The following is a 19,333-nucleotide window of genomic DNA, read 5'->3' on the forward strand; positions in this document are numbered from 1 at the left end:
GCTCGGCAGCTCCTCACTGGGCGACGACCTTCACGGCCGAACCGTCATCCAGTTTGTCGGCGCCTTCGGTGATCACCTGCTCGCCTGGCTTGACCCCGTTCTCGAGCACCGCCGACACATCGCCCAACGATGGGCCGGTCTTGATGTTGCGCAGGCTGGCCTTGTCGCCATTCACCACGAACACAAAATCGCCCTTGCTGCCATGCTGGATCGCCCGGGTGGGCACCACGGCAACCTGGGCCAGGGTGTCGGCCTTCAGGCGCGCATTGACGAACTGGTTGGGGAACAGCGCACTGCCCGAATCATCGAACTGCGCCTTGACCTTGATGGTGCCGGTGGAGGTGTCTACCTGGTTGTCCAGGGCCAACAGGCTGCCGGTGGCCAGCAGGGCTTTCTTGTTGCGGTCGTAGGCCAGCACCGTCACGGCGCCACGGCCCAGGGCTTGGTTGATAGCGCCCAAGTCGTCCTCGGGGACCGCGAACACCACGGTGGCCGGGTTCATCTGGGTAATCACCACGATGCCGGTGGTGCTGGTGGTGGTGACGTAATTGCCGGGGTCGACCAGGCGCAGGCCCACCACACCGTCGACCGGCGAAGTGATGGTGCAGTAGCCGACCTGCACTTCAAGGTTCTGCACATTGCCCTGGTCGGCAGCCACGGTGCCCAGTTGTTGCTGGACCAAGGACGCCTGGGTGTCGACGGTTTGCTGGCTGGTAGAACCGGCCTTGACCAGTTCGCGGTAGCGCACCAGATCGCGCTGGGCATTGCTCAACACAGCCTGGTCGTGGGCCAGGGTACCCTTGGCCACGGCCAGTTGGGCCTTGAGGGCGCGGTCATCGATCCGCGCAATCACCTGGCCCTTACTGACGTGCTGGCCTTCCTTGAATTCCACGCTGCTGAGGATGCCATCGACCTGGGTGACCACGGTCACACTGCGGGTGGGGGTGACGGTGCCGAGGGCATCGATATACACCGGCACGTCCTGCAACACCACCGGCACCACGGCCACCGGTTCGCCGGTGACGGCCGGCCGGCCTTTGTGCCCGCCTGCAAAGAAGTGCAAACCCAGGGCAATCAACAACGCTACCAGTAACAACGTGCCAACGGCCCAGGCGAACGTACGTCGTCTGCTTTTCTCCACGGGTTTCTCTCTCGAACGCCGAAAACAGGAAGGGGCGGCCAGGCTAAATGGCCGCTCGCTGCCTGAACTCTAGCAGCGCGCTGGAGCTGTGCCTGTACGACCGTGAATGCGTTCAGCATCAAGACAGACAAAGTCAGCTGGGCGCCCCGCCATGCAAGGGCTGCGGCGGGATTCTTGAGCCCTGCGCAAAGCCGGTGCTACCATGCCAGACCGCCTGTCTTGGCAAGGAACCTCCTGGTCTATGAGCACCATTCGCGAGCGCAACAAAGAACTGATCCTGCGGGCTGCCAGTGAGGAGTTTGCCGACAAGGGCTTCGCCGCGACCAAAACCAGCGACATCGCCGCCAAGGCCGGGCTGCCCAAGCCCAACGTCTACTACTACTTCAAGTCCAAGGACAATCTCTATCGCGAGGTGCTCGAAAGCATTATCGAGCCGATCCTGGCGGCCTCCACACCGTTCAATCCTGATGGCGACCCTTCGGCCGTGCTGAGCGGGTACATCCGCTCGAAGATCTGCATCTCCCGGGATTTGCCGTTTGCCTCGAAAGTGTTTGCCAGTGAGATCATGCACGGCGCCCCGCATTTGAGCCCCGAGCAGGTGGAACAGCTGAATGCCCAGGCCAAGCACAACATCGACTGCATCCAGAGCTGGGTGGACCGTGGGCTGATTGCGCCGATTGATCCGCATCACCTGATGTTCAGCATTTGGGCGGCGACGCAGACGTATGCGGATTTTGACTGGCAGATTTCGGCGGTGACCGGCAAGGCGAAGTTGGATGAAGCGGATTATGAGGCGGCGGCGCAGACGATTATTCGGTTGGTGTTGAAGGGGTGTGAGCGGGACTGATAGACCGCGGTGTAGCCATCGCAGGCAAGCCAGCTCCCACACTGGATTTGTGCCGGACACAGAATGTATGAACGACGGAGATCCACTGTGGGAGCGGGCTTGCCCGCGATAGCTATCGCCCAGACACATCCTGCCAAAAGCTGGCCCCCCCCTTAAAATATTCCTGTCTAGCCTTTCAGAACTCACTTCTGCAAAGGGGCAACGGAATGCCTGATCTACCCGCATCATGTCGTCTACGCACAGGCCGCTATAACGAACCCAACCGAATTTATCTTCTGACCAGTAACACACTGCATCGCGAACCAATATTCAGCGACTTCAAGCTAGGCAGACTGGTGGTGCAGCAATTCAGAATTGCGCAAAACCAGCGACTGGCAACCTCACTCGCCTGGGTAGTGATGCCCGATCATTTCCACTGGTTGATTTCGCTGGAAAACGGTTCGCTGGCTGACCTGATGCGCCAAGTCAAATCCAAAAGTACTCGAGTCGTGAATGCCGTTGCCGGGCGAAAAGGGCGTCTTTGGCAACCAGGTTTCCATGATCATGCCGTGCGGCGCGAAGAAAACCTTGAGGGCATAGCTCGGTACATCGTGGCCAATCCCTTGAGGGCGGGGCTGGTGAAAAAATATGGCGACTACCCACTGTGGGATGCGATCTGGCTTTGACTGGAGACCGAGTCGCCGCCATCGCGGGCAAGCCCGCTCCCACATTTTGATTCGTGAATACATTCAACTGTGGGAGCTGGCTTGCCTGCGATGACTATCCATCAGTCACCTCACATCAAGCAGTAACCCCCGCATCCGCCAACAACCCCAACCCCTCGATCGCACTGATCGCACACTGCTCGTCAATATCCGACGTATCCCCGCTGATCCCGATCGCGCCCAGCACCACACCCGCCTGATCCCGGATCAACACCCCGCCCGGTGCCGGCACCACGCTGCCCTGCCCCAGGCTGTTCAGCGCGGCAATAAACGCCGGCCGTTGCTGTGCGTCCAGCGCCAGCAAGCGCGAGCCCTTGCCCAGGGCTATCGCGCCCCAGGCCTTGCCAATCGCGATCTGCGGGCGCAGCAGGCTCGCGCCATCCTCGCGCTGCAACGTTATCAAATGCCCGCCGCTGTCGAGTACCGCAACGGTCAGCGGTGCCGCCGAAATGGTGCGGCCTGCCGCGATGGCGTGGCTGGCCAGGTTGACTGCGACTTTCAAGGTTAAAGCGCTCATGGGTGCCGTCCTTATCTTGTTATGGGAAAGCCGTGGGGCTCTGTCTGATCAGAAGCTCGATCAAACAAATAGAACACAATAGATTTATTTTTTGTATACAATATTTCGAAACATACGCACCACACGTCGAAATATTCCCGTCCATAAGCCTTCCGACGAACGTAAAGGCCACCCAAGAAAATGGATTGACCTGCCCCGCTCGCCGTGAATACACTTCGGACCAACACCACTTGTATACAATTACAAAACGCAAGAGGCACCAAAACCATGAGCAAAATGAGAGCAATCGAAGCCGCTGTCCTGGTGATGCGCCGTGAAGGGGTCGACACCGCCTTCGGTATCCCGGGCGCCGCGATCAACCCGCTGTATTCGGCCTTGCAGAAGGTCGGTGGCATCGATCACGTCCTTGCTCGCCACGTTGAAGGCGCCTCGCACATGGCCGAGGGCTACACCCGCACCAAGGCCGGCAATATCGGCGTGTGCATCGGCACCTCGGGCCCGGCGGGCACCGACATGGTTACCGGCCTGTACAGCGCCTCGGCGGACTCGATCCCGATCCTGTGCATCACCGGCCAGGCGCCGCGGGCACGCATGCACAAGGAAGACTTCCAGGCTGTCGACATCACCAGCATCGTCAAGCCGGTGACCAAGTGGGCGACCACCGTCCTGGAACCCGGCCAGGTGCCGTATGCCTTCCAGAAGGCCTTTTATGAAATGCGCTCCGGTCGCCCGGGCCCGGTGCTGATCGACCTGCCATTCGACGTACAAATGGCCGAGATCGAATTTGACATCGACGCCTACCAACCACTGCCCCTGGCCAAGCCTTTGGCGACCCGCATCCAGGTGGAAAAAGCCCTGGCCCTGCTGGACCAGGCCGAGCGCCCATTGCTGGTGAGCGGTGGTGGCGTGATCAACGCCGACGCCAGCGAACTGCTGGTGGAATTCGCCGAGTTGACCGGCATCCCGGTGATCCCGACCCTGATGGGCTGGGGCACGATCCCGGACGATCACCCGCAGATGGTGGGCATGGTCGGCCTGCAAACGTCCCACCGTTATGGCAACGCCACGATGTTGAAATCGGACGTGGTGCTGGGCATCGGTAACCGCTGGGCCAACCGTCACACCGGTTCGGTGGAGGTGTACACCGAGGGCCGCAAATTCATTCACGTGGACATCGAGCCGACGCAAATCGGCCGCGTATTCACCCCGGACCTGGGCATCGTTTCCGACGCCGGCTCTGCATTGACCATGTTCATTGAAGTGGCCCGCGAGTGGAAAGCCGCCGGCAAGCTCAAGGACCGCAGCGCCTGGCTCCACGATTGCCAGCAGCGCAAGGCCACCCTGCACCGCAAGACCCACTTCGACAACGTGCCGGTCAAGCCGCAACGGGTGTACGAAGAGATGAACCAGGTGTTCGGCAAAGACACCTGCTACGTCAGCACCATCGGCCTGTCGCAGATTGCCGGCGCGCAGTTCCTGCACGTCTACAAACCACGCCACTGGATCAACTGCGGCCAGGCCGGCCCGCTCGGCTGGACCATTCCGGCGGCACTGGGTGTGGTCAAGGCGGACCCGACCCGCAACGTCGTGGCACTGTCCGGTGACTATGACTTCCAGTTCATGATCGAAGAGCTGGCCGTGGGCGCACAGTTCAAGCTGCCGTACATCCACGTGGTGGTGAACAACTCCTACCTGGGGCTGATCCGCCAGGCCCAGCGCGGGTTTGAAATGGACTACTGCGTGCAGCTGTCCTTCGACAACCTCAACGCACCGGAACTCAACGGTTACGGCGTCGACCACGTGGCCGTCGCCGAAGGCCTGGGTTGCAAGGCCCTGCGGGTGTTCGAGCCGGGCCAGATCCAGCCGGCACTGCGCAAGGCCCAGGAAATGATCGAAGAATTCAAGGTTCCGGTGATCGTTGAGATTATTCTGGAACGGGTGACCAATATTTCCATGGGCACCGAGATCAACGCCGTCAACGAATTCGAAGATCTGGCACTGGTGGGCAACGACGCGCCGACTGCCATTTCACTGCTCGATTAAGGAGAACCCCATGCCGCGTTTTGCCGCCAACCTGTCCATGCTGTTTACCGAACAGGACTTTCTTGCCCGTTTCAAAGCCGCCGCCGACGCGGGGTTCAGTGGTGTGGAATACCTGTTTCCCTATGAATTCAGCTCAGCTGAAATCAAGGCGCAACTCGATGCCCACGGCCTGACCCAAGTGCTGTTCAACCTGCCGGCCGGTGACTGGGCCAAGGGCGAACGCGGCCTGGCCTGCCACCCGGACCGGGTCGAGGAGTTCCGTGCCGGGGTCAACCTGGCCATCGCCTACGCCCAGGTACTGGGCAATACCCAGGTCAACTGCCTGGCGGGGATTCGCCCGGCCGGCGTGGATGACGCGACGCTTGAAAAAACCTTCGTCGCCAACCTCAAGTACGCCGCCGACAAGCTGCAGGCGGTAGGCATCAAGCTTGTGATGGAGATGATCAATACCCGCGACATCCCGGGCTTCTACCTGAACAACACGGCGCAGGCCCTGTCGATTCGCGAGCAGGTGGGCAGTGCCAACCTGTTCCTGCAATACGACATCTATCACATGCAAATCATGGAAGGTGACCTGGCCCGCACCATGGCTGCGCACCTGGGTGAGATCAACCACATCCAGCTGGCGGACAACCCGGGGCGCAACGAGCCGGGGACCGGTGAGATCAACTACCGCTTCCTGTTCGAACATTTGGACCGCATCGGTTATCAGGGTTGGGTCGGCTGTGAGTACAAACCGTTGACCACCACCGAAGCGGGTTTGGGTTGGCTCAAAAGCCACAACGCGATCTAACTGAACAAACACAGCACCCAATGTGGGAGCGGGCTTGCTCGCGAAAGCGGTGGATCAGTCGACATCAATGCTGAATGTCGGCCCCCATTCGCGAGCAAGCCCGCTCCCACAGTGGATCTCCTGTGTTTAGCAGGCCGCGCCAGGCCTGCACACCTAACAATAAGAGGATTTTCGTCATGGCTAAAATCGGATTTATCGGCACCGGCATCATGGGCCAACCCATGGCTGCCAACCTGCAAAAGGCCGGTCACCAACTGTTTCTTTCCGAGCATCACGGCAAGGCGCCGGCTGAACTGATCAGCGCTGGTGCGGTGGCCCTGGCCAACCCGCAGCAAGTGGCCCAGGAAGCCGAATTCATCATCGTCATGGTGCCCGACACTCCGCAGGTCGATGATGTGCTGTTCCGCGCCGACGGCGTTGCCGCAGGCCTTGGGCCGAACAAAGTGGTGATCGACATGAGTTCGATCTCGCCCACCGCCACCAAGGCCTTCGCCGCGAAGATCAACGAGACCGGCGCACGTTACCTCGACGCCCCGGTGTCCGGTGGTGAAGTCGGTGCCAAGGCCGGCACCCTGAGCATCATGATCGGCGGCGACCCGCACACCTTCGAACGCGCCCTGCCGCTGTTCCAGGCCATGGGCAAGAACATCACCCTGGTGGGCGGCAATGGCGATGGCCAGACCGCCAAGGTGGCCAACCAGATCATCGTTGCGTTGAACATCCAGGCGGTGGCGGAAGCGCTGCTGTTCGCCTCGAAGAACGGCGCCGACCCGGCCAAGGTGCGTGAAGCACTGATGGGGGGGTTTGCTTCGTCGAAAATCCTCGAAGTGCATGGCGAGCGCATGATCAAGGGCACCTTCGATCCGGGCTTCCGCATCAACCTGCACCAGAAGGATCTTAACCTGGCCCTGGCCGGTGCCAAGGAGCTGGGGATCAACCTGCCGAACACCGCCGGCACGCAGCAGGTGTTCAGCACCTGCACCGCCATCGGTGGCGGCAACTGGGACCACTCGGCGCTGATCAAGGGCCTGGAACATATGGCGAATTTTTCGATTCGCGATAAATAACCCCCTGATCGTTCCCACGCTCTGCGTGGGAATGCAGCCGTGACGCTCCGCGTCACAACAGCGGACGCAGAGCGTCCAGTGATTCATTCCCACGCGGAGCGTGGGAACGATCTGATGCATACCTAATAACAAGAATCCCCGGGAGCCCGCTTATGTCGGTCGATCCGCAACACCTGCTTCGCGAGCTGTTTGCCACAGCCATCGACGCCGCCCACCCCCGGCAAGTCCTCGAACCCTATCTGCCCGCCGACCGCAGCGGCCGGGTCATCGTGATCGGCGCCGGCAAAGCCGCCGCCGCCATGGCGCTGGTGGTGGAAAACTGCTGGCAAGGCGAAGTCTCGGGCCTGGTGGTCACCCGCTACGGCCACGGCGCACCCTGCAAGAAAATCGAGGTGGTCGAAGCCGCGCACCCGGTGCCGGACGCCGCAGGCCAGGCCGTGGCCAAGCGTGTGCTGGAGCTGATCAGCAACCTGGGCGAAGACGACCGCGTGATCTTCCTGCTCTCCGGCGGCGGCTCTGCACTGCTCGCCCTTCCGGCCGCCGGCATCACCCTGGCGGACAAGCAAGCGATCAACAAGGCCCTGCTCAAATCCGGCGCCACCATCGGCGAGATGAACTGCGTGCGCAAGCACCTCTCGGCGATCAAGGGCGGGCGCCTGGCCAAGGCAAGCTGGCCTGCCACCGTCTACACCTACGCGATTTCCGATGTACCGGGCGACCAGGCCACGGTCATCGCTTCCGGCCCCACCGTTGGCGACCCCAGTACCTCGCAACAGGCGCTGGCGATTCTCAAGCGCTACCAGATTGAAATCCCGGCGTCGGTGCGCACCTGGCTGCAAAGCCCGGAGTCGGAAACCGTCAAGCCCGGGGACCCGGTGCTCGCCCGTAGCCATTTCCAACTGATCGCCCGTCCGCAGCAATCCCTCGAAGCGGTGGCAGTGAAAGTCCGCCAGGCCGGTTTCAGCCCGCTGATCCTCGGCGACCTGGAAGGCGAAGCGCGGGACGTGGCCAAGGTGCACGCCGGTATCGCCCGGCAAATCATCCAGCACGGCCAACCCCTGGCGGCGCCTTGCGTGATCCTCTCCGGCGGCGAAACCACCGTCACCGTACGCGGCAATGGCCGTGGCGGACGCAACGCCGAATTCCTGCTGAGCCTCACCGACAGCCTCAAGGGCCTGCCCGGCGTCTACGCCCTGGCGGGTGACACCGACGGCATCGACGGCTCGGAAGACAACGCCGGCGCGATCATGACGCCCACCAGCTACGCCCGCGCCGAAGCCCTGGGCTTGAGCGCCAGTGACGAGCTGGACAACAACAATGGCTACGGCTACTTCGCGGCCCTCGACGGCTTGATCATCACCGAGCCGACCCGCACCAACGTCAACGATTTCCGCGCCATTCTGATTCTTGAAAGTCCTGAAAGAGAGTCCCCTGAACATGACGCCTGACAAGAAGGTCAAGATCCTCGCCACGCTGGGCCCGGCCACCGACAGCATCGACGACATTCGCGAGCTGGTGGAAGCCGGGGTGAATATCTTTCGCCTGAACTTCAGCCATGGCGATCATGCCGACCACGCCCAACGCTACCAGTGGATTCGCCAGGTGGAACGCCAGCTCAATTATCCCCTCGGCATCCTGATGGACCTGCAAGGGCCGAAGCTGCGGGTGGGGCGTTTTGCCGAAGGAAAAGTGCAACTGATTCGCGGCCAGGCCCTGCGCCTGGACCTCGACCCGACACCCGGTGACCAGCGGCGGGTCAACCTGCCCCACCCGGAAATCATCGCGGCCCTGCAGCCCGGCATGGACCTGCTGCTGGACGACGGCAAGCTGCGCCTGCGGGTGATCACCAAGCACGCCGATGCCATCGACACCACCGTGCTCAATGGCGGTGAACTGTCGGACCGCAAAGGCGTGAACGTACCCCAGGCATTGCTGGAGCTCAGCCCGCTGACCGCCAAGGACCGCCGCGACCTGAGCTTCGGCCTGGAGCTGGGAGTGGACTGGGTGGCGCTGTCGTTTGTGCAACGCCCGGAAGACATCCGCGAAGCCCGCGAGTTGATCGGCGACAAGGCGTTCCTGATGGCCAAGATCGAGAAGCCCTCGGCGGTGCAGCGCCTGCAGGAAATCGCCGAGCTGAGCGACGCGATCATGGTCGCCAGAGGCGACCTGGGGGTGGAAGTGCCGGCGGAAAGCGTGCCGCAAATCCAGAAGGACATCATTGGTGTGTGCCGCCAGTTGGGTAAACCGGTGGTGGTGGCCACGCAGATGCTTGAATCCATGCGCTTCTCCCCGGCGCCGACCCGGGCCGAGGTCACCGACGTGGCCAACGCAGTGGCGGAAGGGGCGGACGCGGTGATGCTGTCGGCGGAAACCGCTTCCGGTGAATACCCGTTGGAGGCCGTGCTGATGATGAGCAAGATCATTCGCCAGGTGGAAAATGGCCCGGATTACCAGACCCAGCTGGACGTCAGCCGGCCCAAGGCGGATGCCACGGTGTCGGACGCCATCAGCTGTGCTATCCGCCGTATCAGCAGCATCCTGCCGGTGGCAGTGCTGGTGAACTACAGCGAGTCGGGCACCTCCACCTTGCGGGCGGCGCGGGAGCGGCCGGCGGTGCCGATTCTGAACCTGACACCGAACCTGTCGACGGCGCGACGCTTGAGCGTGGCGTGGGGCGTGCATTCGGTGGTGAACGATCGGCTGCGGCAGGTGGATGAGGTGTGTTCCACGGCGTTGGAGATTGCCCAGGCACAGGGTATGGCGGAGCGTGGGGATACGTTGGTGATTACCGCGGGGGTGCCATTCGGGCAGCCAGGGTCGACCAATTCGTTGCGGATCGAGACATTGATCTAATCCCCTGTGGCGAGGGAGCTTGCTCCCGCTGGACTGCGCAGCAGGCCCATCTTTTGGGGCCGCTGCGCGCCCCAGCGGGAGCAAGCTCCCTCGCCACAAGATTCGGCGCTTTCCTGCAGATTATTGATCATGCCCAACCAACCCTGCCCCGACTGGGCCGAAGCCCTGCTCAACGGCTTCAGCCAGATATTCCTGCAGCGCCACCCGCTGTGTGGCCTGCTCTGCCTGCTGGCGATCCTGGTCGGCGCCCCGGCCCTGCTCGGCGGCGCGCTGCTGGGCGGTGTCGCCGGCTTGCTGACCGCCCAACGCCGCGGCTATCCCAAGGCCGAACGCCAGGCCGGTCTCTATAGCTACAACGGCGTGCTGCTCGGCTTGCTGATCAGCCAGCACTTCAGCTGGTCGGCACTGCTGCCGCCGTTGATTCTCGCCTGCGGTGGCCTCAGCGCAATCCTCACTCGCCAGTGGCTCAAACGCGCCGCCAACCCCGATGACCTGCCCGCCTACACCGCACCGTTTGTGGTACTCGGCTGGCTGCTGCTGGGCACCACCGCGCCCGCCGCATTTGCCGCCAGCGAACCCGGCACCTGGGCGCTAATCTGCGCGCCGTTCACAGGTCTGGCCCAAGTCATCCTGATGGACCAACCCCTCGCCGGCCTGCTGATCGCCCTCGGCCTTTTAATAGCCAGCCGCCGCGCGGCCTTGTGGGCGCTGACCGGCGCGAGCCTCGGCGTGTTGATCGCCCTGTTGATGGACGAGCCCGCCAGCGCCCTGCTCGGCCTGCACAGCTATAACCCGGCGCTGGCCGCCCTGGCCCTCAGCCAGTATCGTCGCCAACCCTGGCTGCCGCTGATCGGCATTCTCCTGGCGATCATCCTCACGCCCGGCTTCACCGGCCTGAACCTGCCCGCGCTGACCGCGCCGTTTATCCTCGCCACCTGGCTGGTGCGCGCCAGTCAGCGGGTGATGCAGAAAACCCGCATGGACAGCCCCTTCGAATCCCCCTAGGCTTCGCTGATCTTCGATTCAGGCGACTTCCATGGACAGCAACAAGCACTGGCGTGAGCGTCTCTACGTCATGGTTTTCCAAAGTGACACCCCGGCCGGCCGACGCTTCGACAGCACCCTGTTGCTGATCATCCTGGCCAGCCTGGTGATCGTGATCCTCGACAGCATCCAGGAGGTCCACGACAACTACGCCAACGTGCTGGCCTATATCGAGTGGGGCTTCACCATCATCTTCGCCATCGAATACGGCCTGCGGCTGTATTGCTCGCCCAAGCCGTTGCGCTATGCCTTCAGCTTTTATGGGCTGGTGGATTTGCTGGCGATCGTGCCCGGGATCCTCGCGCTGTACTACAGCGACGCGCAGTACCTGCTGATTATCCGAATCATCCGGATGCTGCGGATTTTCCGCGTGCTCAAGCTCGGCCCGTACCTCAAGCAGGCCAACTACCTGATGTCGGCGCTGCGGGGCAGCAAGCAGAAGATCGTGGTGTTCCTGGTCAGCGTCTGCACCCTGGTCACGGTGTTCGGCACCTTGATGTACGTGATCGAAGGCCCGGAGCACGGCTTTACCAGTATTCCCAAGGGCATCTATTGGGCAATCGTGACGCTGACCACCGTGGGTTTTGGCGATATCGTGCCGAAGACCCCGCTGGGCCAGGTGATTTCGTCGCTGGTGATGATCACCGGTTATTCGATCATCGCGGTGCCCACCGGGATCTTCACCGCCGAACTGGCCAACGCCATGCGCGGTGAGCAATTGCAAACGGATTGCCCGGTGTGCAAGAAAAACAGCCATGAGCCCAATGCAGCGTTTTGCTCACGGTGTGGCAGCGCGCTTTTCAAGAAACTGGAATAAGCAAAGTTCTTTTTAATCTTTAAGCGACTATGCGCCCCCCCGTTATAGTCGCTGGCATATTGCCCCCATGCGTTTCAAAAACCTTCTCGAACAACAAGGAATGAGCAGTGAAAAAACTCGTTAGTGCCTCTCTCCTGGCCGCCGGCCTCGCACTGGCTGGCGTCGTCCAGGCCGCCCCGGTCACCCTGCTCAACGTCTCCTATGACGTGATGCGTGACTTCTACAAGGACTACAACGCCGCCTTCCAGAAGCACTGGGCCGCCGAGCATCCAAACGACAAGCTGACCCTGCAGATGTCCTTCGGTGGTTCGAGCAAACAAGCGCGCTCGGTGATCGACGGCCTGCCGGCTGACGTGATCACCATGAACATGGCCACCGACATCAACGCCCTGGCGGACAACGGCAAACTGGTGCCGGACAACTGGGTTACCCGCCTGCCGAACAACAGTGCGCCGTTCACTTCGGCCACGGTGTTCATCGTGCGCAAAGGCAACCCGAAAGCCCTGAAAGACTGGCCGGACCTGCTCAAGGATGGCGTGCAAGTCATCGTGCCGAACCCGAAGACCTCCGGTAACGGCCGTTACACCTACCTCTCGGCCTGGGGTTATGTGCTGAAGAATGGCGGCGACGAAGAGAAGGCCAAGAAGTTCGTGGGTGACCTGTTCAAGCACGCACCCGTGCTGGACACCGGTGGCCGTGCCGCTACCACCACATTCATGACCAACCAGATCGGCGACGTGCTGGTGACCTTTGAGAACGAAGCAGAAATGATCGCCCGTGAATTCGGCCGTGATCAGTTCGAAGTGATCTACCCGAGCGTTTCCGCAGAAGCTGAGCCGCCAGTGTCGATCGTCGACAAAGTGGTCGAGAAGAAAGGCACCAAAGTGGCTGCCGAGGAATACCTGAAGTACCTGTGGTCGCCGGAAGGCCAGGAAATTGCCGCCAACAATTACCTGCGTCCACGTGACCCGAAAGTGCTGGCCAAGTACACCGACCGTTTCCCGAAAGTCGACTTCCTGTCGGTAGAGAAGACCTTTGGCGACTGGCGCACCGTGCAGAAGACCCACTTCAATGATGGCGGGGTTTTTGACCAGATCTACTCCGGCCAATAAGCAGTTCTGACTGGAGAAACCCGGTCAAAAATGTGGGAGCGGGCTTGCTCGCGAAGGCGGTGGATCAGTCGGTACATCCGGTGACTGTCACACCGCATTCGCGAGCAAGCCCGCTCCCACATTTGTTTCAGTGTTCAGCGGTTACATCGGCGGTGTCACGCCATCCTTACCCGCAGAAATCGCCTGGGCCGTCACGCTCCCGTCCGCGCCCTTCGCCGCAAACATCACCACCTTCACCCCAGGCTTCAGCAAGCTGCGATCACCCGGCTCCAGGTTGACGATCGGCACATCATCCGGCACCACGATCTTCTGCTCGCCGCCCTTGTACTTGACGGTCAACGTGCGGCCATTGCTCACCACCAGGTCACCCACGGTGCCGTTGGTCATGCTGCTGCCTTCCTTCAGGTCGAACGCACGGTGCCCATCGCCTGTACCGGCCATCGCCGGTGGGAATACATGCACTTCCAGCGCCGTCAGGGTGCCATCCGCGTTGGGCATGGCCGCCGAACCGATGTAACTGCCGGGCTTGATGTCTTCGATTTTTGCCAGGGTGACCGCACGCACCTGCGTGTCCTTGGTCAGGTGCACGGTGACGTCTTCACCGCTGTTGACCTTAACGTGCATCGCGTCGCCGTCCATCGCGGTAATCGCACCCCGCACGCCGACACGCGGGGCATCTGCGGCCTGGGCAACGCCCACGGTCATCAGCGCGGCCAGGCTGGAGGCCAGGAGCATCTTGTTGAATGTCGTCTTCATGGCAGTCGATTTCCTGTTTATGCAGTTGTGACTGAATGTATCATCGACCTTCAGCGCGAAAGTTAACGTTTCAGTCATTAATTCCCGGCATGAGTGTTATCACCACAGACAGGCTACTCCCGCCCGGGGCCAGTCTTTATCCTCGCTCGCCACAATCCTTCGCTTTTATGAGAACGCCATGAACGCCACGCCCCCCGTTACAAGCACGATGACCCGAGGCATGGTGATGCTGTTTGCGTTCTGTTGCGGCGCCATCGTCGCCAACATCTACTACGCGCAACCGATCATCGAGCTGATCGCCCCGGACATCGGCCTCACGCCGGCCATGGCCAGCCTGATCGTGTCCCTGACCCAGATCGGCTATGCCCTGGGCCTGTTCTTCCTGGTGCCGTTGGGCGACCTGCTGGAAAACCGCCGGCTGATGATCATCACCACCGTGGTGGCCATCGCCAGCCTGCTGGGTGCGGCGTTCACCGAACAGCCGAACCTGTTCCTGCTGGTGTCGCTGCTGATCGGCTTCAGTTCGGTGTCGGTACAGATCCTGATTCCGCTGGCGGCGCACCTGGCGCCGGCTGAATCCCGTGGCCGGGTGGTCGGCAGCATCATGGGCGGCTTGCTGCTGGGTATCCTGCTGGCGCGACCGGTGTCCAGCGTGGTGGCCGACCACTTCGGCTGGCGCGCCATGTTCATGGCCGCCGCGGCACTGATGGCGTTTATCAGCGTGGTGCTGATGCTGACCATCCCCAAGCGCCAACCGGATCACGCGGCCAGCTATGGCCAGTTGCTCGCCTCGCTGGGCACCTTGCTGCGCCGCCAGCCGGTGCTGCGCCAGCGCGCGTTTTACCAGGGCTGCATGTTCGCCACCTTCAGCCTGTTCTGGACCGCCGCCCCGCTGGAACTGTCACGCAACCACGGCCTGAGCCAAAGCCAGATCGCCCTGTTTGCCCTGGTCGGTGCCCTGGGCGCCATCGCCGCACCCATCGCTGGGCGCCTGGCGGACGCCGGCCACACCCACCGCGCTTCGCTGCTGGCGATGCTGTTTGCCGCACTGAGCTTCCTGCCGGCCTTCGTGCACCCGCTGTACAGCGTGATCGGCCTGGCGGTGACCGGCGTGGTCCTGGACTTCTGCGTGCAGATGAACATGGTCCTTGGCCAGCGCGCCATCTACGCCCTCGACGCCAACAGCCGTAGCCGACTGAACGCGCTGTACATGACCAGCATCTTCATCGGCGGCGCCTTCGGCTCGGCGATTGCCAGCAGCGTGTACGAACACGGCGGCTGGCTGGGGGTGATGCTGGTGGGCAGCGCATTCCCGCTGGTGGCGTTGCTGCGCTTCTTGAGCGCCTCGCGGCAAGGGGCGGTGGCGACTGCCTGACCCACCTTACAACCGCATCAACCGCTCCAACGCCGCATCCGCCACAAATGACGAGTGACGAGGTCAAGGGCTTGCTGACTGATTGGGAATTACCGCCCAGGGATTTATGGGCGGTATCCCCTCCAGGAGGATGGCGAGCGCCCTGGCGCGTTGCTTTTCAGCGCAGGTGAGTAGACAGACCGATCACGTCCTCTGGCCGGATCAAGCGTGTGCTTTTAAGCAGGAAGTTTGTCTGACGCCGTCCCAGTAAGTCGATGCCCACAAAGTAACGCCCGCTCTGCTGGTTGTATTTGACGACGGTATCTCCAATACGGCCCGTGTAGCTATCCACCAGCCGCAAGGGCGTTCCGACTTCTGTCATTAAACCCGTCAGATCAATTGTGTCTTGGCCACTGGTGAAATCCATGATCAGGTCAGCGTCGTCATAGGCCGAGTCGCTGGCCTTCTCATACCTGAACGTGTTTCTACCGCCCACACCCCAGAGCGTATCTCCACCTGCCCCGCCGGTGAGAACGTTATCCACCGTATTGCCTATGAGCGTGTCACGGCCTGAGCCGCCAATCGCATTCTCCACGGTGACACCTTTGGCTATACCAACGTTATTGCGCAAGCCGCCTATGCTGGAGGCTGCGCCCTCGCGCAAGTCGATGGTCTGGTTCTGCCGGAAGCCCGAAAAGTCCAGGGTGTCATCGCCACCTTTGTCCCTCACCAGGAACCTGGGAGCGCCACTCTGGGAATGCAGGCTAAGGAAGGGATCACCGGTGTTGGAGTTGAAGCCATAGACAGTATCGTGCGGAGCAGGAAAAGGTTCCGGATTCGGGTCCGGTTGAGGTTCTGGCTTGGGCTCTGGTTGGGGCTCCGGCTTGGAAACTCCAGGTTCGTATGCCCCGCCAGTGACTATGTCACTGGCCTGAATGCCACCCACGCTCTTAATCAGAAAATCCGCTTTGCCCCTGCCAGTGGTGTCGAGACCCAGACTACCGTTTCCGCTGCGCGGGTCATGGCTCAGGACAATCTCGCCAGCACGCCCCGTAAACCGCTCAACAATGTTGAAATGCTTGATTGAGGTATTTTTCAATAAGCCCGAAAGGTCGATCTTGTCTGTGCCGCTGATGAAATCCAGGATTTCGTCAGGCCTGGTGAGTGTCGAGTCACTCGCTCTATCGTAAGCAAACACGTCCGCGCCTGCGCCGCCTGTCAACCTGTCTGAACCCGCTCCACCCTTGAGCCGGTTGCCGGCCTCATTCCCTATGAGCTCATCGTCACCTGAGCCACCTGTGGCATTTTCAATGACAACGCCCTTGGCGATAGACACATTACCCTTCAAGCCACCCACATTGGAAAACGACTCCGCATTCAGGTTGATCTTCTGGTTCTGGGAAAATAGCGAAAAGTTCAGCGTGTCATTCCCGCCCCCGTCCCATACCGAAAATATCGGGGCGTCCTTCGAGGACTCAAGGCTGAAGTGGTCACGGTCAGTATTGGATTCAAAGCCATAAGTAGTATCGGTATTCCGAATATTGAGATTGGCCCCGTAGAGTTTCTGTACGGCAGCAATATCATCTTTCATTGGCGTTGAAGGTTCGCGCGATTTGAAGTCATGGCCCGTATGATTGGTTTCTCGCCAGTAACTCATCACGCTGTGGGCTCTGGTGTCCTGCGTGTATAGGGCATCTGCATAAGAGTGCACACTTTCACCATAGTCCCCAGGGTGGCCAAGCCCCAGGGCATGTCCCAACTCATGTATGGCCGTTGATAAAAAAACATCGCCATGCCGTGGGGCATCAGAAGCGCCTTTCGTTCCAACCGTAGTGCTCATATCACCGTACCAGCGATTAGGCAGCCCAGACACCCCGCCATTGTCATCGGGATTGGCCTTGATGGTTATTGAACCATCCGGACCTGTCGCCCCCTCCTTGAAGACAATATTTGTCACGTCCTGCCAAGATGTCAGGGCTTTGCGCAAGGACGCTTTCTGTTGCACAGAGAATTGATCGTCAAGGGTGAAGGAAAGCTCGATTTTGTTATCGCCATTACGATCGTAATGCCTCGAACCCTCTCGCAGGATGTGCTTTGCAGCATCATCCGTGGTGAAGGTTTTTTTTGAGGTTGCGCCATCACTGGTAGTGGCCGCATTCAACGTAGATAGCTCATGACTTGAAACAGTCGGATTAACAAAAGAAGCAGTGACTCTCATACAAACAACATCCTTTTAGTTGAGACTTTGATTCATCAGGAAACAGACTTTCAACGCGACTTTTTCACTTAACAGCCGCCTTAAAATCTCACATGAAAAAACCGAATGTCACCCCTATGAACGTTTCAATTTAAATATCCAAACAGCCAGAAACACATCGCCAATTTTTTAAGCACACTATATTTATATTCAGAAGTTTCAGATCAGGCCAGCTCTGCATTCAATATGCGATACGAAGAAAACCGGAGACATATAAACCTACAATTACCCATCGCCCTAACCAGGGCATGAAAACAATCTGCTACACATCCGGCTGCTGCACCACGTGGTGCTGATGGCTGAGAGCCAGGCACTGGAAACAGGGCCAGACTCTGCCTTCACTCTGGCGGTTACCCAGGGGCGCCCGGCTGTTGAAGCAGACCTTTCAATAGCTGCAGCAACGTCGACAATGTCTTGGCGATCATCTCGTTCAACACTGCAAGCGTGGTCGTTTTCGAATCAGGCGCAGGGGGCGGCGCCGGGGACGGCACTACATTTGGCATGGGTAATGGCACCGGCTTGAACCCAGGCGTCGCCCCCGCCCACTGCACATCCGTCGAATTGATCTGGCCAACACTGTTGATCAACAACTCGGCTTTGCCACTGCCGTTCAGGTCAACTTCCAGGCTTGACCGGCCCGTGGCGGCGTCGTACTTGAGCAAGGCCTCGCCAGCGCGCCCCGTGAATCGGTCCGTGAACACCAGGGTGCCCACGCCGGCTTCTTTCAATGCGCCCGACAGGTCGATCTTGTCGGTACCGCTGGTAAAGTCCTCGATCAAGTCAGGATCCTGGGGCGTGGAATCACTGGCCTTGTCGTAGATAAACATGTCCGCTCCGCCGCCACCGCGCAACGTATCAGCCCCTGCTCCACCTTTGAGTCGATTGCCCGCCTCGTTACCGATCAGGGTGTCGCGACCGGCCCCACCTGTTGCGTTTTCAATTGTGCACCCCTTGGCAATCGAGACATTGCCCTTCAAGCCGCCCACGTCAGAGAACGACTCGGCATTGAGGTTGATCTTCTGGTTCTGTGAGAACCCTGAAAAGTCCAACGTATCGTCACCGCCGCCGTCCCATACGCAAAAAACGGGTTTGTCCGTGGCGCTCTTGAGCGTCATCGCCTCCCGCTCGGTGTTGGAGTTGAAACCATACGTGGTGTCGGTATTGCGGGTTTGGTGATTGGCCCCATACAACCGCTGCGCTGCCGCGATGTCGTCCATCATTGGCGCGGATGGATTCGAAGACTGAAAGTCGTGGCCGGCCTGGTTTTTCTCCGACCAGTAGCTCATGACGCTGCGCGCCTTGGTATCCCCGGCATAGACCGCGCCACTGTTGTAGGTAGAGCCGCCACCATTGTAGTTGCCTGGATGCTGCAGGCCGATGGCGTGCCCGACTTCATGTACCGCGGTCACCGAAAAGTGGCTGCCCAGGCCAGGTCTGCTCCCTGCTTTCAGCGTGCCTATCGTCGCGGTCGTGCTGGTGTTGGAGCGTGTAGGTGATGTGGCAACACCACGGTCACCGCGAGGGTTGTTTTTAATGTTTACCGTGCCGTCTGCCCCATCTGCCTGCTCCTTGAGGTTAATGTTGGCAACATCCTGCCAGGACTGCACCGCTTGACGAACGCGTTGTTGCTGCTGCGCGGTGAAACTGGGGTCGACGGTGTAGGACAGATCAACTTTCTTGTCGCCGTTACGATCGTGAAACCGCAGGTTGTCCCGCGAGATCTGCTTGCCGGCCTGATCCGTGGTGTAGGTCGGCTTGGCTTTCGCGCCGAAGCCAGTCGGACCGGGGTCAGACTCCGGCAAGTTTTGAAGCATGGGCCTGATGGAGATCGCGTCAAAAACGTTCATGAGAAAGAGCACTCTTTATTAATTAATAGACGAGCCGGAACAATCGGCATCAGCCATTAAGCTCCCATGCATGGAAAGCACGGGACAGCGCTTATTTAGTTCTCATCGAAACACTTAAAAGCGATGAAACACCCGCTAAGAAACTCAATAAATTACTTGCAATTTAAACAACTGAACACAC

Annotated in this window: 16 protein-coding genes; 11 read left to right on the top strand and 5 right to left on the bottom strand. The window is 60.4% G+C overall.

The features are described 5' to 3' along the window. Positions 1-13: 13 nt before the first annotated feature. Entirely contained in the window at positions 14-1,141 is a 1,128-nt protein-coding gene (locus tag HX869_RS17905; protein WP_178903431.1) for an efflux RND transporter periplasmic adaptor subunit, read from the bottom strand. A 241-nt stretch (positions 1,142-1,382) separates the two neighbouring features. Between HX869_RS17905 and HX869_RS17910 the strand changes: the two genes are divergently transcribed. Further along, positions 1,383-1,988: a TetR/AcrR family transcriptional regulator gene (locus HX869_RS17910; RefSeq protein WP_003210590.1), complete on the top strand. Its 606-nt coding sequence runs from the start codon at positions 1,383-1,385 to the stop codon at positions 1,986-1,988. Between the two features lie 206 nt (positions 1,989-2,194). Continuing rightward, positions 2,195-2,653 (top strand): transposase, encoded by a 459-nt coding sequence (locus HX869_RS17915; RefSeq protein ID WP_087694459.1) that lies wholly within the window; start codon positions 2,195-2,197, stop codon positions 2,651-2,653. A 115-nt stretch (positions 2,654-2,768) separates the two neighbouring features. Here HX869_RS17915 and HX869_RS17920 read toward each other — a convergent pair whose 3' ends face one another. Then, a complete protein-coding gene (locus HX869_RS17920; protein ID WP_003210592.1) occupies positions 2,769-3,209 on the bottom strand; it encodes a heme-binding protein in 441 nt (146 codons plus the stop codon). A gap of 267 nt (positions 3,210-3,476) precedes the next feature. On the opposite strand from HX869_RS17920, the gene gcl reads away from it, so the two are divergent. From gcl to HX869_RS17960, 8 genes are all read left to right on the top strand, one after another. Then, positions 3,477-5,252 carry a glyoxylate carboligase gene (gene gcl, locus HX869_RS17925; RefSeq protein ID WP_003210593.1) on the top strand — a complete coding sequence of 592 codons (1,776 nt, stop codon included), beginning with the start codon at positions 3,477-3,479 and terminating at the stop codon, positions 5,250-5,252. A gap of 10 nt (positions 5,253-5,262) precedes the next feature. Next, on the top strand, positions 5,263-6,045 hold the full coding sequence (hyi, locus tag HX869_RS17930) for a hydroxypyruvate isomerase (RefSeq protein ID WP_003210594.1): 783 nt from the start codon (positions 5,263-5,265) through the stop codon (positions 6,043-6,045). Between the two features lie 176 nt (positions 6,046-6,221). Continuing rightward, positions 6,222-7,112 carry a 2-hydroxy-3-oxopropionate reductase gene (locus HX869_RS17935; RefSeq protein ID WP_003210595.1) on the top strand — a complete coding sequence of 297 codons (891 nt, stop codon included), beginning with the start codon at positions 6,222-6,224 and terminating at the stop codon, positions 7,110-7,112. A gap of 152 nt (positions 7,113-7,264) precedes the next feature. Next, positions 7,265-8,560, top strand: a complete 1,296-nt coding sequence (locus HX869_RS17940; RefSeq protein ID WP_003210596.1) for a glycerate kinase — start codon at positions 7,265-7,267, stop codon at positions 8,558-8,560. Continuing rightward, positions 8,550-9,965, top strand: coding sequence for a pyruvate kinase (gene pyk / locus HX869_RS17945; protein ID WP_177008366.1), 1,416 nt, complete (start codon positions 8,550-8,552; stop codon positions 9,963-9,965). The genes HX869_RS17940 and pyk overlap by 11 nt, the downstream gene beginning before the upstream one ends. A 129-nt stretch (positions 9,966-10,094) precedes the next feature. Then, positions 10,095-10,970 carry an urea transporter gene (locus HX869_RS17950; RefSeq protein WP_178903432.1) on the top strand — a complete coding sequence of 292 codons (876 nt, stop codon included), beginning with the start codon at positions 10,095-10,097 and terminating at the stop codon, positions 10,968-10,970. 31 nt (positions 10,971-11,001) lie between these two features. Continuing rightward, a complete protein-coding gene (locus HX869_RS17955) occupies positions 11,002-11,826 on the top strand; it encodes an ion transporter (RefSeq protein ID WP_177008368.1) in 825 nt (274 codons plus the stop codon). A 107-nt stretch (positions 11,827-11,933) separates the two neighbouring features. After that, the gene (locus HX869_RS17960; RefSeq protein WP_003210600.1) at positions 11,934-12,938 is read left to right on the top strand and encodes a sulfate ABC transporter substrate-binding protein; all 1,005 of its coding nucleotides are present in this window, start codon (positions 11,934-11,936) and stop codon (positions 12,936-12,938) included. A 141-nt stretch (positions 12,939-13,079) separates the two neighbouring features. Here the strand turns inward: HX869_RS17960 and HX869_RS17965 are convergent, their stop codons facing one another. Then, positions 13,080-13,694 (bottom strand): DUF5666 domain-containing protein, encoded by a 615-nt coding sequence (locus HX869_RS17965; protein WP_008434747.1) that lies wholly within the window; start codon positions 13,692-13,694, stop codon positions 13,080-13,082. Between the two features lie 178 nt (positions 13,695-13,872). On the opposite strand from HX869_RS17965, the gene HX869_RS17970 reads away from it, so the two are divergent. Beyond that, positions 13,873-15,069 (top strand): MFS transporter, encoded by a 1,197-nt coding sequence (locus tag HX869_RS17970; protein ID WP_178903433.1) that lies wholly within the window; start codon positions 13,873-13,875, stop codon positions 15,067-15,069. Between the two features lie 157 nt (positions 15,070-15,226). Here the strand turns inward: HX869_RS17970 and HX869_RS17975 are convergent, their stop codons facing one another. Further along, positions 15,227-17,266, bottom strand: a complete 2,040-nt coding sequence (locus HX869_RS17975) for a M10 family metallopeptidase C-terminal domain-containing protein (RefSeq protein WP_178903434.1) — start codon at positions 17,264-17,266, stop codon at positions 15,227-15,229. A 389-nt stretch (positions 17,267-17,655) separates the two neighbouring features. Next, the gene (locus HX869_RS17980) at positions 17,656-19,152 is read right to left on the bottom strand and encodes a M10 family metallopeptidase C-terminal domain-containing protein (protein WP_178903435.1); all 1,497 of its coding nucleotides are present in this window, start codon (positions 19,150-19,152) and stop codon (positions 17,656-17,658) included. Between the last annotated feature and the right edge of the window lie 181 nt (positions 19,153-19,333).

Source organism: Pseudomonas sp. P7779 (assembly GCF_013386315.1).
Classification (GTDB): domain Bacteria; phylum Pseudomonadota; class Gammaproteobacteria; order Pseudomonadales; family Pseudomonadaceae; genus Aquipseudomonas.

What these genes read in the sequence shown, in the direction of transcription:
- HX869_RS17910 (WP_003210590.1), top strand. Translation starts at nt 1,383, where the DNA reads ATGAGCACCATTCGCGAGCGCAACAAAGAACTGATCCTGCGGGCTGCC.
- HX869_RS17915 (WP_087694459.1), top strand. Translation starts at nt 2,195, where the DNA reads ATGCCTGATCTACCCGCATCATGTCGTCTACGCACAGGCCGCTATAAC.
- HX869_RS17920 (WP_003210592.1), bottom strand. Translation starts at nt 3,209, where the DNA reads ATGAGCGCTTTAACCTTGAAAGTCGCAGTCAACCTGGCCAGCCACGCC.
- gcl (WP_003210593.1), top strand. Translation starts at nt 3,477, where the DNA reads ATGAGCAAAATGAGAGCAATCGAAGCCGCTGTCCTGGTGATGCGCCGT.
- hyi (WP_003210594.1), top strand. Translation starts at nt 5,263, where the DNA reads ATGCCGCGTTTTGCCGCCAACCTGTCCATGCTGTTTACCGAACAGGAC.
- HX869_RS17935 (WP_003210595.1), top strand. Translation starts at nt 6,222, where the DNA reads ATGGCTAAAATCGGATTTATCGGCACCGGCATCATGGGCCAACCCATG.
- HX869_RS17940 (WP_003210596.1), top strand. Translation starts at nt 7,265, where the DNA reads ATGTCGGTCGATCCGCAACACCTGCTTCGCGAGCTGTTTGCCACAGCC.
- pyk (WP_177008366.1), top strand. Translation starts at nt 8,550, where the DNA reads ATGACGCCTGACAAGAAGGTCAAGATCCTCGCCACGCTGGGCCCGGCC.
- HX869_RS17950 (WP_178903432.1), top strand. Translation starts at nt 10,095, where the DNA reads ATGCCCAACCAACCCTGCCCCGACTGGGCCGAAGCCCTGCTCAACGGC.
- HX869_RS17955 (WP_177008368.1), top strand. Translation starts at nt 11,002, where the DNA reads ATGGACAGCAACAAGCACTGGCGTGAGCGTCTCTACGTCATGGTTTTC.
- HX869_RS17965 (WP_008434747.1), bottom strand. Translation starts at nt 13,694, where the DNA reads ATGAAGACGACATTCAACAAGATGCTCCTGGCCTCCAGCCTGGCCGCG.
- HX869_RS17970 (WP_178903433.1), top strand. Translation starts at nt 13,873, where the DNA reads ATGAACGCCACGCCCCCCGTTACAAGCACGATGACCCGAGGCATGGTG.
- HX869_RS17975 (WP_178903434.1), bottom strand. Translation starts at nt 17,266, where the DNA reads ATGAGAGTCACTGCTTCTTTTGTTAATCCGACTGTTTCAAGTCATGAG.
- HX869_RS17980 (WP_178903435.1), bottom strand. Translation starts at nt 19,152, where the DNA reads ATGAACGTTTTTGACGCGATCTCCATCAGGCCCATGCTTCAAAACTTG.